We start from the raw sequence: 12,892 nt of genomic DNA on the forward strand, positions 1-12,892 counted from the left end.
TCGGATTGTGCTCGGTGCCACGTCCGGGACTTTCGCCGGGTGGCATTCCGGAGCGAGCGACTAGGCTCGGTCGTTATGGATCCAGACACACTTGTTCGCCAATACCTGCTGCTCGGACTGGGTTTCGACCGTCTCGAAGACGGGTTCGTCGACGCATTCACCGGTGACCCGGCGCTGCGTAAGCAGATCGAGAGCGCCCCGAAGCCCGATCCGCGTGAACTTGCCCGCACGGCTCGTGAATTGCGGGGCGAGTTGGCCGGAAGTGGTCTGAATGCCGAACGCGCCCACTTCGTCGACGTACACCTTCGCGCCCTGGAATGCTCCGGGCGCAAGTTCGCGGGTGATGACATCGGCTTCGTGGACGAGGTCGAGGCGTACTTCGACGTCCGAATCGAGAAGGGAAACGAGGACGCCTACAGCGACGCTCACCGGTTGATGGGTGAAGTTCTGCCCGGTCCGGGACCGCTGGCGCAGCGGGTGCAGGCCCATCGCAAGGCCGACGAGATCCCCGCGGCGAAACTGAACGAATGCGTCGAGGCAATGTCGAGTGCGCTGCGCGATCTGGTCCGCGGCACGTTCGGGCTTCCCGCGTCGGAAACCGTCGAATACGAAGTGGTGGGGGACAAGCCGTGGTCCGGCTTCAACTACTACCTCGGTGACTACCGCTCCAAGGTTGCGATCAATTCGGATCTGCCGCAGTTCATGGCCAACCTACCGCGGCTGATCGCGCACGAGTCCTACCCCGGCCATCACACCGAGCATTGCCGTAAGGAAGCCGGTCTGGTCGGTTCGGGCCAGCTCGAGCAGACACTGTTCCTGGTCAACACGCCGCAGTGCATCATGGCCGAAGGCCTCGCGGATTTGGCGCTGGAAGCGATTGTCGGCCCGGACTGGGGTTTGTGGGCGCAGGACATCTACGCCGACCTCGGCTTGTCTTTCGACGGGGAAAAGGCGCAACGGCTCTCCGCCGCGTCGGGGCAACTGCTGAGTGTCCGGCAGGATGCGGCGCTGATGTTGCACGACGAGGGGCGCAGCCTCGACGACGTGGCGCTGTTCCTCGAACGGTGGTCGCTGTCGACGCCGGAACGCGCTCGCCAATCGCTCAAGTTCCTGTCTTCGCCGCTGTGGCGGGCATACACCAGCACGTATGTCGAGGGATACCGGCTGCTCGGGGGCTGGCTGGACGAGGTGCCGGTGGGCGCGGAGCGCACCGAACGCTTCCGCAGGCTGCTCGACGAGCCGCTGGTCCCCAGCTCTCTGCGTGCTGCCTAGTGCCGGGTGGAGACGGCGGGAGCGAACTTCGTAGACTGGACGCATTCGTTTCCGCATCCAGCTTGGAGATTCCTCGATGACCGCTGTGCCCGGCTCCGACGTCAACTCTGCATCACTCGCCGAACTCGACCCCGAAGTCGCCGAGGCGATGGCTGGTGAATTGGCTCGTCAGCGCGACACGCTCGAGATGATCGCGTCGGAGAACTTCGTTCCCCGCTCGGTTCTGCAGGCTCAGGGCAGCGTCCTGACCAACAAGTACGCCGAGGGCTACCCGGGACGTCGTTACTACGGCGGTTGCGAGCACGTCGACGTCATCGAGGATCTGGCGCGCAACCGTGCGAAGGAACTCTTCGGTGCAGAGTTCGCGAACGTTCAGCCGCACTCGGGCGCACAGGCCAACGCTTCTGTTCTGATGGCACTGATGAACCCGGGTGAGAAGCTGCTCGGCCTCGACCTTGCACACGGCGGTCACCTCACGCACGGCATGAAGCTCAACTTCTCCGGCAAGTTGTACGACGTCGCGTCCTACGGCGTCAGCAAGGAAGATCACCGCATCGACATGGACGAGGTGCGCTCGATCGCCCTCGCCGAGAAGCCGAAGGTCATCGTTGCCGGCTGGTCCGCGTACCCGCGTCAGCAGGACTTCGCGGCGTTCCGTGCGATCGCCGACGAGGTCGGGGCGTACCTGTGGGTGGACATGGCTCACTTCGCCGGACTGGTTGCGGCAGGCTTGCACCCGTCGCCCGTCCCGTACGCAGACGTCGTCTCCTCGACCGTCCACAAGACCCTCGGTGGTCCGCGTTCGGGCCTGATCCTGGCGAAGAAAGAGTGGGCCAAGAAGCTCAACTCTGCTGTCTTCCCCGGTCAGCAGGGTGGACCGCTCATGCACGCCATCGCGGCCAAGGCAGTCACCTTCAAGATCGCTGCCGGTGAAGAGTTCAAGGATCGTCAGGCACGCACCCTTTCCGGTGCGCGCATCCTTGCCGAGCGTCTGGGCAACAAGGACGTCGCAGACCAGGGCATCAGCGTCTTGACCGGCGGCACAGACGTCCACCTCGTGCTCGTGGACCTGCGTAACTCGCAGCTCGACGGCCAGCAGGGTGAGGACCTTCTGCACGAAATCGGCATCACGGTCAACCGCAACGCTGTTCCGTTCGATCCCCGCCCGCCGATGACCACCTCCGGTCTGCGTATCGGTACCGCAGCGTTGGCCACTCGCGGATTCGGCGATGCCGAGTTCACCGAGGTCGCCGACATCATCGGTACCGCTCTGGCCGGCAACGCGGATCTGCCGGCGCTGCGTGCGCGCGTCGCCAAGCTCGCTCTCGACCTTCCGCTGTACGACGGTCTCGAGAACTGGGGCCTGCTCAGCAAGAACGTCTAGGAATTCCTTCACCGACGGCCCGGTCCCTTTTTAGGGGCCGGGCCGCTGGTTTTTTGCCAGTCGCGGATTGTGGCATCGGTCACATGACCGATGGTGGCCGAGTTCGGTGCTTCCTAGCCTGAGAGCATCACCCCTCCGGCGAAGGAAACCCCATGACCGAACAGAATCTGCATTGGCTCTCCGCTACCGAGATGGCGGCGTCGGTCGCGTCGAACAGTCTCTCGCCCAACGAGATTGCCGAAGCGATGATCCAGCGCGTCGACGCCGTCAATCCGTCGATCAACGCGATAGTGCAGTTCGATCGCGAGCAGGTGACGCGCGATGCGGCCGAACTCTCACGGCAACAGGAAGCGGGCGAGAAGCTCGGCCCGCTGCACGGCGTTCCGTTCACGATCAAAGATCTGACGGCAGTCGACGGGCTGCCGACCACGTTCGGGATGAAGCCGATGGCCGACAACATCGCGACGGGAAATGCCGTCGTCGTGGACAGGCTGCGAGGCGCCGGCGGACTGTTCCTGGGAAAGACGAACACTCCCGAAAGTGGTTACTACGGTGGCACGGACAACCACCTGTACGGGCCGACGCACAACCCGTGGAAGCTCGGCAACAGCGCGGGCGGGTCCAGCGGCGGTGCGTCGGCTGCCGTGGCTGCAGGCCTCGGGCCACTTGCCGAGGGCAGTGACGGCGCCGGATCGGTGCGTATCCCGTCGGCACTCTGCGGGGTCGTCGGGCTCAAACCGACCACCGGCGTCATTCCGCAGACCATTCTGGCCGGGCGGTTCTACAACTGGGCGTACCACGGTCCGATCACCAGGACCGTCGCCGACAACGCGCTCATGCTCGACATCATGGCCGGGCCGGACAATGCGGATCCGCTCTCGATCGAGCGTGCGGAGACCTCGTACGTCGAAGCGGCGAAGGGTGACGTGAAGGGGCTTCGCGTCGCGTGGTCGACGAATCTCGGTCTCGGCCATGTTGATCCGGAGGTGCTGGCGGTGTGTCTCGACGCGTTGTCGGCATTCGAGGAATTGGGTGCCCGGATCACCGAGGCGACCCCGCAGTGGGGAAATCCGTCGGAGTCGATGTGGAACGGCATCTGGGTTCCCGGTTTCGCTTCCGAATACGACTTGCTCGACTGGGAGAACCAGCGCGGCGAGGTCGACGACAACCTGATCGAGATCATGCACGAGGCCGAGCGGCTCACCGGTGTCGACGTCGGGCGGGCCGACGCATTCCGCGGCGTCATGTGGGACACGTGGACCGCGTTCATGAACGACTACGACGTGTTGGTCTCGCCGACCTTGGCTTCGGCCACGTTCCCGCTCAGTCAGTTCGCGCCGTCGTGGCTCGAGGGTGCGTCGCTGCGTGAGCAGTTGCTCGATTGGCTCTTCACCTACCCGTACAACATGCTCAACAATCCGGCGATCACCGTGCCCGCCGGATTCACCGCCGACGGTCGACCGGTGGGGCTGCAGATCGCCGCACGTCACCGCCGGGACGCACTGGTCCTGCGGACTGCCGCGAACTTCGAAGCGGCACGTCCGTGGGCGGACAAGAAGCCGGCCGATTCACTGGTCGTGGCCTAGCTCACACGATTGGTTAGATTGGTGTGATGACGTCTGTACTGCCTGATCGCGGCGCTGGACCTGACATGTTCGCGCCGCGATCGCCGGCGGCCGGGGCGTACGGCATTCTCGGCCTGTGCGCCGAAGAACTCCGCGCACGTGGACTCGCGTACTCGGCTGCGGCTGTCACGTACCGAGACCCGTCGAGCGGAAGGCATCGGGCTCTGGCGAGTTCCGGATACGACGACAGGGTGCTCGAGTTCCTGCTCGACGACTTCGTCGCCGATCGCAATCTCTTCGGCATCATTCGCGAGGCTTCGGGCGTGCCCGTGTTCTGGCAGGACGTGCCACGATTCGAGCAGGTCGAGATGGTCACCGATGTTCTGCGGCCGTCCGGGTACGCCGAGGGTGCCTCGGTCGCATTGGGGTTCTCCGGCCGTGAGGTGACCGGATTGCTGCACATGAGCTTCGCGGATTCCGGCGTCGTCGATCGCGTACGGGAGGTGGTGGCGGCGTCCAGCGCAGCCTGCTCGCGCGTCGTGGGGGACCAGGTGGCGCTCGATCGTGTCCATCTGAGCCCACGGGAGATTCAAGTACTGCAATTGGTGGCCAGGGGCGCGGGCAATGTCGAGATCGCCGAGGAGTTGTTCGTCAGCCGTCGCACCGTCGCCACCCATCTCGAGAACATCTTCGTCAAGACCGGAACCAATTCGCGGGTTCAGGCAGCGGTGCGCGCCGCCAAGTGGGGTCTGATCGAGTCCTGAGTGACGCTGAATCACACGAGTGGCATTTTGTTACCTGGCGTTCACCAGATGTGCGGCTCGTTCCGTGGCGCGAGTGTCCGATCCGCAGTACCGTCGGCAGTAACGAGTAACCAGAAGTTACTTGTGCGGGAGGTTCTGATCGTGACTGAAACACTCAGTACGAGAGGGCCGGCGCCCGGCCCTTGTTTCAGCTGACACAGCGTCACCTGACACCAGAGCCGTCCGGCCCAGCGAGCTGAGTTTGCGCGGGTGCCGCGCAGACCTAGGAGCCCAACGTGACTGCATCACGCTCCGTCTCTGCCCACTCGGCCCGGGCTGATCAATCAGCCGGGAATCATTCGGGAGATGCACTTCGCACGTACGTCTTGGATACCTCGGTACTACTGTCCGATCCATGGGCTGTCACTCGATTCGCCGAACACCACGTGGTACTGCCACTCGTCGTGATCAGCGAACTCGAAGGCAAACGGCACCACCACGAACTGGGATGGTTCGCCCGAGAATCGCTCCGCATGCTCGACGATCTCCGGATCGAATACAGCCGCCTCGACCGTCCGGTACCGATCGGCACCGAGAACGGGACACTGCAGGTCGAACTCAATCACACCGACCCTGCGGTCTTACCCGTCGGATTCCGCACGGACAGTAACGATTCGAGGATTCTGGCGTGCGCGCTGAACCTTGCGGCGGAGGGCAAGGACGTAGTCCTCGTCAGTAAGGACATTCCGCTTCGTGTGAAGGCAGGCGCGGTGGGACTACCTGCCGACGAGTACCACGCTCACGACGTCGTGCCATCCGGATGGACGGGCATGACCGAGCTGGACGTCGCCTCGACGGACATCGACGAGCTGTTCAACGAGGGTTACCTGGACCTCGACGAAGCGCGAGATCTGCCGTGTCACACGGGTCTTCGCCTGCTCGGTGGTTCGTCGAGCGCCCTCGGTCGGGTGACTCCCGACAAGCGCATCCAGTTGGTGCGCGGTGAGCGCGAGGCGTTCGGGTTGCACGGCCGCTCCGCCGAGCAGCGCATTGCGCTCGATCTCCTCATGGACGAGAGCATCGGCATCATCTCTCTCGGTGGTAAGGCGGGCACCGGTAAGTCGGCCTTGGCTCTGACAGCAGGTTTGGAAGCCGTTCTCGAACGCCGCACTCAGCGCAAGGTTGTCGTCTTCCGTCCGTTGTATGCCGTTGGCGGACAAGAACTCGGCTACCTTCCTGGTAGTGAGAGCGAGAAGATGGGCCCGTGGGCTCAGGCCGTTTTCGACACTCTCGACGGGTTGGCCTCGCCAGAGGTTCTCGAGGAGGTTCTCGCCCGCGGAATGCTGGAAGTGTTGCCGCTGACGCATATTCGCGGTCGGTCGCTGCACGATTCGTTCGTGATCGTCGACGAAGCGCAGTCGCTCGAACGAAATGTTCTGCTGACAGTGCTTTCTCGTCTGGGAACCGGCTCGCGAGTGGTCCTCACGCACGACGTCGCGCAGCGTGACAACCTGCGAGTGGGCAGGCACGACGGAGTTGCGGCCGTCATCGAAAAGCTCAAGGGGCACCCGCTTTTTGCGCACATCACACTCACGCGCAGTGAGCGTTCGCCGATCGCCGAGTTGGTGACCGACATGCTCGAGGAGTTCGGCCCCACTTCCTGAGAAGTGATCTCCCCGTGCGGACTTCGGTCTGCACGGGGAGATGCCTGGGTTTGAAGTTGTTCAGTTTTGCAGCGGTCCCAGTTCGTTGTCGAGAACTTCCTGCACGACACGCATCGCCGCCAGTCCGGCCGGAGCGCCGCAATACGCGCTCGCGTGGATCACGGTTTCGACGATCTCGGTGCGCGTCAAGCCGTTTCGCAATGCCCCACGTACGTGGCCTTTGAGTTCGTTCTCGGCGCGCAGCGCGATCAGCATCCCCAGATTGATCAGACTGCGACTGCGGCGATCGAGTCCGGGACGCGTCCATACCGAACCCCAGACGTTGGCCGTCACGAAGTTCTGCAGTTCTTCGCTGTCCGTTCCCCGAGTGCGCTCGAAGGCGGCGTCGACGAAATCGGTCCCCATGACTTCGGTGCGCACAGCCAATCCGGCGTCGAAGGAGTCAGGCGTGGTGTTTTCGGACATGGCAGGTTCGCTCGCTTTCGGCAGGTGATTTCAGGCCGGAGCAAGCCTACTTCGTGTCCCGGTCCCGACGACTGCGCGGCCGACCGCGGTCACCACGCCCCACGCGACGTCTCGCAGACTGAAGTAGTCCCGCCAGACGCAGACCTTGCCGTCGCGCAGTTCGAAAGTTCCGCATACCCAGAACTCGATGCGCAACGGTCCGACAGTGAGGATGTCGGTGCGTTCGGTGAGCACCGTGGACTCGTCGCCGACGATGTGGTGCATCTCCGCCTCGAATTTCAGTGAAGGCTTGGTGACCAGACGAAGCGCTCGCACGACGGTCTTCTTGCCTCGCAGGGTGGGGAGCGAGACGTTCTGCCAGACGATGTCGTCTGTCATCAATTCGGCTGCGGCGTCCACGTCGAAATCGGTGAGGGCCGCGAACATTGCGTTCACCGTGGCTGTCGAACTACTCATGGGGTGTCCTTGGCTGATTATTCGGCCGGTGTTGCCCGGATGAAGGTACCGAGATGATCGTGATCGAAGTACTCCAAGGTTAGCGAGTTTCCGTCGAAGGTGGCCTTCGAGACCGTCCCGGCCGGTGCGTTCTCGCCGCTGAGCGGGAACGTGAAGGTGTTTCCGTCCCAGTGGGTCAGAGGGTACGTCGCGGCCGCGGGACCCATGGTCAAGGTCAGCGCACCGTTCTGCTGCGTCACGAGCGCGGGACCCCAGTACGGATTGCCGTAGTCGCCGGTCAATTGGTCTGTCGGTGGCGCGGGAGCGGGGGAGGCCGGCGGCGTCTTCCCGGCAAGTTCGCCCTCAGGGTCGGCTTGTGAGGCAAAGGACGCTTCGTACAGCGGGCGCCACTCGCGGGTGATCTTCCCGAACTGCACCAGATCGGCGAATTCGGCGGTCAAGGTCTCTGCGACGCCGGTGGGCGTGCCGTTGGTCAGAACGACTATGCCGACGTCAGCGGAGGGAATCGTGACGAAATTGGTCCCGGCACCGAGCAGGAAGGCGCCGGAGTGGCTGGCGGTCACACGGCCTGCCGCGCTGTCGGAAACGTTGAACCCGTAGCCGTAGAAGCCGGAACGTTCCCCGATTTCCTGCGCATGGCGCGAGACGATTTCCGGGTTGACTGCTGGCACGAGCGCCTCCGTCTGAACGACCTGCTGCCCCTGATACCGGCCGCCCGACAGCACCATGTCCAACCACTTGGCCATGTCGTTCACCGAGGAGCTGACTCCACCGGCGGGGGATTGGGCGTCGGCGTCCCGAACCGGCCCTACCTTGTACTTTCCGTCTTCGAGGATGTGGCCGACTGTTCGATTTTCTCGGGCTTGGTAATCGGCGAACCGCGAAGACGTCGAAGTCATACCGAGCGGACCGTAGATCGTGTTCTGCGACAGCGTTTCCCAATCGGTGCCCGCCGCGGCTGCAACGGCCTCCGCACCGGCAGTGACGCCGAAGTTCGTGTACTCGTATGTGATTCGGAATGGATTGAGCGGAAGTTGGCGAAGTTTTTCGAGCACCTGGGCCCGGTTGTAGCCCAGGTCCTCCAGCCCGTCGCCGGCGTGGTCCGGTAACCCCGACCGATGCGTGTAGAGATCGGAGATCGTGAGGTGGTCGGTCACCCACGGATCGGCAAGCGCAAACCCCGGCAGTTTCGAGATCACCGGAGTGTCCCAGTCGACGGTCCCGATTCCGACTTCGTGGGCGACCACCGTGGCCCCGACCGATTTCGACACCGATGCCAGTTGGAACACGGTGTCGGCATCGACGGTGGCGCTCTTACCCAACTCGCGAACCCCGAATCCCTTTGCGTACACAGTCTTACCTCCGTGCACCACGGCCACCGCCATGCCGGGAACACCGGAACTTGCCATGAGGTCGTTCGCGAGGCCGTCGAGCTTCCCGACCGCGTCGTCGATTTGCCCGTCCGGGATCGGCACCCCGGCGTCGAGACCCGGGCTGGCGTCGCTGACGACCGGCCCGGGCGCCGAGGTGGTGTCTGAATCGGACGAGCATCCGGCGAGCAGGGCGACCGTCAGTACTACCGGAACCGCCGCTGCCGACAGTCGCGGGCTGTTTCTACTGGTGATGGACACGAGATTCTCCCTAGCAGGGTTGTCGTCGGTACCACTCGGTCAATCCAGTATCGGGGAACGGCGGGCTGATATTGGGACAAATCGGGAAACCTTGTAGCTACTTCGGGGTCTTGGTTGTCAGACTGCCGAGAATGGAGCCTTCCGTGACCGGCTTCCAAGGGAGCAACAACGCGACCAGCAGAGCGGTGATCAATGCTGCTCCGACCGTGAAGTACGACGCGATGGCGAAGCCTTCCAGGCATGCGGTCTTCATCGTGTAGATCAGACTGTCCTTCTGCTGCTCGAAGAGCGGACTGATGTCGCGGGAGCGGATTTCGATGACGCTGAGCACGGACTCACGAGCGAAGCCTTTCTCCTGCGCCGACATCACGGCGTCGGGAATGGCGTCGACGATCGGAGCCACCTTGGACGTGTAGTACGAGGCGACGATCGAACCGATGACGGCGACGCCCAGGGTCCCGCCGAGCTCACGCGTCGTGTCGTTGACTGCCGAACCTGCGCCCGCTTCGTCGAGGGGTACCGAGGACATGATGGAGTCGGTCGCCGGTCCCTGGACAATTGCGAGGCCCAGACCCATGAGAACCATCGAGATCACGACGGGTCCGAGGTAGGGCGTCTCGACGGTCGTCCGACCCGCCAGGAACATCCCGCCGCTGAGTACCAGGAGGCCGAACACCATCACTGCGGTCGTGCCGAGTTTCTGTGCCGCCAAGGTGGCGACTGGGGCGCCCACGGCGACAGCTGCAGCGAAAGGCAAAGAGTGGATGCCGAATTCGAGCGGCGAGTACTCCCGAACGCCCTGGAAGTACTGCGTGATCAGGAACAAGAATCCGAACATGCTGAAGTAGCTGACAGCAATAGCCAAGGCGGGGAAAGAAAACCGCCGGATTCGGAAGAGATTCATGTTCAGGATCGGCGCGTCGGTGCGCAGTTCCCATGCGACGAATGCGGCCAAAAACACTGTCGCAGAGAGGTATCCCGTGATGCTGAATGTCGACACCCATCCGCGATGTGGTGCGTCGATGATGGTCCACACCAGAATGACGATGCCCAGTAGCGACAAGATTGTTCCGACGAAATCGAATCGGCCGACGTGGAGCGCCTTCGATTCCGGAACAACCAGCAGCACACCCACGATGACCAACAATGCTGCCGGAACGTTCATCCAGAACACCGAGTGCCAGGAGAAGTGCTCGAGAAGCCAGCCGCCCGCAGTCGGGCCGATGGCAATCGCGAAGCCGGCCATTGCGGTCCAGGCCGCGATGGCGATGGCTCGTTCTCTGGCGTCGGTGAAGATGTTGGTGATCATGGCCAATGTAGCCGGAAAGACCGCTGCGGCAAAGACACCCATGGCGGCTCGCGCCATGATCACCTGTTCGAGGTTGGAAGCCAAGGCGCCGACGAGCGACATCGCACCGACGCCGATCAAGCCGATGATCATCACTCGGCGGCGTCCGAAGCGGTCACCCAGGTGGCCGAAAGTGAGTAGGAACCCGGCGAAGGTCAACGTGTACGCGTCGACGATCCATTGCAGGTCGCTGACGCTGGCGAACAAGTCGACGCTCATCGTCGGCAGTGCGACGTTGACCACTGTGTTGTCCAGCACGACAAGGAGTTCGGCGAGGCAGATGAAGATCAGCGCAGTGAATCGACGGGACTTGGTCATCATGGGCGCCGAGGGCGCCGGTGCAAGTGTGTGAGACATGTTTGTACGCCATCTCTGCTCCTGCGCGGACGGCAGCAGCGGTTGGAAGAAAGAGGGTTGGTCAGCTCGGGGCCGAGACCAGAGCCTTGAGGTGAGCGCCGATGCGATCGAGAGGCGCCGTGGTGTGCTGAGCTTTTGCCATCAGGGTTGCGCCTTCGATTGACGCGATCACGACGGTTGCCCACTGTGCTGCAGTCTCGGACGGCTGTCCCTGCTGCCAGAAGAACGATGTGAGAAGCGATTCCCACGAGGTGAAGGATTCGCCCGCAGCAGTTAATGCCGCCGGCGTCGACGCGCCCTCCACTGCCGCGGCTGCGACCGGACAGGAGGAGGTGAAATCGCTCTCTACCAAGCTGTTTCGAAATATCGTGACAACCGCGTCGATGATCTCCGGTGGGGAAGACTGAGCGATCATCGAACTGATGGCGGCACTGACGCCCCGGCCGAAGTAGGCAACTGCTTCGCCGGCCAGCTGTCCTTTGCCCTCGGGAAAGTAGTGGTACACCGACCCGCGGGGAGCTCCCGAGCGTTCGACGATCTCGGTGAGCGAGGTCGTCGCGATCCCGTGTTCACGGAAGGCATTGATGGCGCCGACCAGCATCAGAGTGCGGGAATCGGAGTCGGCCATCCCGCCATCGTATGCAATCGCAGTGCTGTTCGAATCATCTGGTGCCGCTGATTCTCTTGGTACTCCCCACTTGCGACGCGCTGCGGCGATCGGACAACGCGTCTGCGGGCCGGTCATGGCAACGAGGCGTCTCGAGGTGTGTTCATCACTGCCTCCCAGTATGTCGATCGGTATAGGAACGAATCTGAGACTAGATGTAACCGACAGACACAGTCAAGTGTTGTGTGCAGGTGGTGGGTATCGACGAAGATTCTTGGTGGCAAAACTCCCCGAACAGTGGTTATATCGTGCGGTATAGAGCTGTTGCTTCGAGCACCAGCTTCGGAGGAGAGGAAACGACATGCCGGTACCGACGTCAGTTGCACGAAAACGAAGAATCGAAGTCGCAGTCGGGAAGTATTTCGCCAATCCGCTGGTCACCGGATTGAATCGGATCGGTTTGATGCCGTCGTTGATGACCGAGATCGAGACGGTTGGACGCCGAACCGGTCTGACCCGCCGAGTGCCCGTTGCGATCACCTACGACGGTGACGAGGCGTGGGTCATTGCGCAGCATGGCACCGGCGCGGGGTGGGGTGCCAATATCTCTGCGACGCCGAAGGTTCGGATCCGTCGCCGCGGCGAGTGGGTGGCCGGACAGGCCCAGATCATGCCGGACGACGACGTGCCGGCGCGGGTGAAGACATTTGCGTCGGGGAAGATCAGATCGGCGCTGACGGCCTCTGCCTTTCGCGGATTGCAGACCGACCCGGTCAGTGTTCGCATCAAACTCGCACTCGATTCGTCAACCGATTGAATCAACGGGAGTTGAAATGGCCGGTGCGGAATGACCCGGTGCGTTCTCGTCGTTGACGAATGCAGCGGTGGCGCGATCGCCACTCCACACGACGAAGGAGCAGGATCATGCGCATCGGAATCATCGGAGCCGGTCAGATCGGTGGCACGCTCACACGTAGGCTCGCTGCGCTCGGTCACGACGTGCGCGTCTCGAACTCGCGGACCCCGGACACGCTTGCAGAACTGGAAGCCGAGACGGGTGCGAAGGCAGTCCGCAGCACCGAGGCCGCCGAGGGTGCCGAGCTGGTCATCGTGAGCATTCCGCAGAAGAACGTGGTTGATCTACCGGCGGGGATTCTCAGCGGTGCGGTCGCAGGTGCCCCGGTCATCGAGACCAATCTGATCAATCAGTTGGGCTTCGATCCCGTCGATGCGGGAACGATCGACGATTCCTGGCGTCAGCAGCCGGGAACTCCCGTGTACGGCAAGGATTTCGATCGCGAAGCGACGCTGAAAGCATTGGCCGAGGCGAGCCCCGATCGCACCGACGAGTGGCGGGCAACCACTACGGTGTAGGGAAAAGAGTGGCGGTTTCCGAAGTG

The 12,892-nt window shown here is 63.0% G+C and carries 12 protein-coding genes; 7 read left to right on the forward strand and 5 right to left on the reverse strand.

What is annotated here, in order from left to right:
* The first annotated feature begins 75 nt into the window (after positions 1 to 75).
* The 5 genes from QRN54_RS27935 to phoH2 all read left to right on the forward strand — a co-directional run bounded on the left by QRN54_RS27935 (position 76) and on the right by phoH2 (position 6,628).
* Positions 76 to 1,272 carry a DUF885 domain-containing protein gene (locus QRN54_RS27935; RefSeq protein ID WP_285183523.1) on the forward strand — a complete coding sequence of 399 codons (1,197 nt, stop codon included), beginning with the start codon at positions 76 to 78 and terminating at the stop codon, positions 1,270 to 1,272.
* A 76-nt stretch (positions 1,273 to 1,348) separates the two neighbouring features.
* A complete protein-coding gene (gene glyA, locus QRN54_RS27940; RefSeq protein WP_285183524.1) occupies positions 1,349 to 2,656 on the forward strand; it encodes a serine hydroxymethyltransferase in 1,308 nt (435 codons plus the stop codon).
* Between the two features lie 152 nt (positions 2,657 to 2,808).
* Positions 2,809 to 4,242 carry an amidase gene (locus QRN54_RS27945; protein WP_234551757.1) on the forward strand — a complete coding sequence of 478 codons (1,434 nt, stop codon included), beginning with the start codon at positions 2,809 to 2,811 and terminating at the stop codon, positions 4,240 to 4,242.
* 26 nt (positions 4,243 to 4,268) lie between these two features.
* Positions 4,269 to 4,985 carry a helix-turn-helix transcriptional regulator gene (locus QRN54_RS27950; protein ID WP_081558179.1) on the forward strand — a complete coding sequence of 239 codons (717 nt, stop codon included), beginning with the start codon at positions 4,269 to 4,271 and terminating at the stop codon, positions 4,983 to 4,985.
* Between the two features lie 275 nt (positions 4,986 to 5,260).
* The gene (gene phoH2 / locus QRN54_RS27955; RefSeq protein WP_099698614.1) at positions 5,261 to 6,628 is read left to right on the forward strand and encodes an RNA 5'-3' helicase PhoH2; all 1,368 of its coding nucleotides are present in this window, start codon (positions 5,261 to 5,263) and stop codon (positions 6,626 to 6,628) included.
* Positions 6,629 to 6,688: 60 nt separating this feature from the next.
* On the opposite strand, the gene QRN54_RS27960 is transcribed toward phoH2, so the two are convergent.
* From QRN54_RS27960 to QRN54_RS27980, 5 genes are all read right to left on the reverse strand, one after another.
* Positions 6,689 to 7,093 (reverse strand): carboxymuconolactone decarboxylase family protein, encoded by a 405-nt coding sequence (locus QRN54_RS27960; RefSeq protein ID WP_221741713.1) that lies wholly within the window; start codon positions 7,091 to 7,093, stop codon positions 6,689 to 6,691.
* 30 nt (positions 7,094 to 7,123) lie between these two features.
* Positions 7,124 to 7,549 (reverse strand): limonene-1,2-epoxide hydrolase family protein, encoded by a 426-nt coding sequence (locus QRN54_RS27965; RefSeq protein ID WP_007726363.1) that lies wholly within the window; start codon positions 7,547 to 7,549, stop codon positions 7,124 to 7,126.
* A gap of 17 nt (positions 7,550 to 7,566) precedes the next feature.
* Positions 7,567 to 9,180 (reverse strand): serine hydrolase, encoded by a 1,614-nt coding sequence (locus tag QRN54_RS27970; protein WP_285183525.1) that lies wholly within the window; start codon positions 9,178 to 9,180, stop codon positions 7,567 to 7,569.
* Positions 9,181 to 9,277: 97 nt separating this feature from the next.
* Positions 9,278 to 10,849 (reverse strand): MFS transporter, encoded by a 1,572-nt coding sequence (locus QRN54_RS27975; RefSeq protein WP_070162415.1) that lies wholly within the window; start codon positions 10,847 to 10,849, stop codon positions 9,278 to 9,280.
* 97 nt (positions 10,850 to 10,946) lie between these two features.
* Positions 10,947 to 11,513: a TetR/AcrR family transcriptional regulator gene (locus tag QRN54_RS27980; RefSeq protein ID WP_003945239.1), complete on the reverse strand. Its 567-nt coding sequence runs from the start codon at positions 11,511 to 11,513 to the stop codon at positions 10,947 to 10,949.
* A gap of 340 nt (positions 11,514 to 11,853) precedes the next feature.
* Between QRN54_RS27980 and QRN54_RS27985 the strand changes: the two genes are divergently transcribed.
* Together QRN54_RS27985 and QRN54_RS27990 are read left to right on the forward strand one after the other, a co-directional pair.
* On the forward strand, positions 11,854 to 12,309 hold the full coding sequence (locus QRN54_RS27985) for a nitroreductase family deazaflavin-dependent oxidoreductase (RefSeq protein WP_116058061.1): 456 nt from the start codon (positions 11,854 to 11,856) through the stop codon (positions 12,307 to 12,309).
* A gap of 59 nt (positions 12,310 to 12,368) precedes the next feature.
* Positions 12,369 to 12,866 (forward strand): NAD(P)-binding domain-containing protein, encoded by a 498-nt coding sequence (locus tag QRN54_RS27990; RefSeq protein ID WP_285183527.1) that lies wholly within the window; start codon positions 12,369 to 12,371, stop codon positions 12,864 to 12,866.
* Positions 12,867 to 12,892 lie beyond the last annotated feature (26 nt).

The organism is Rhodococcus sp. MEB032, assembly GCF_030208925.1.
In the GTDB taxonomy this organism is placed as follows: domain Bacteria; phylum Actinomycetota; class Actinomycetes; order Mycobacteriales; family Mycobacteriaceae; genus Rhodococcus_F; species Rhodococcus_F qingshengii.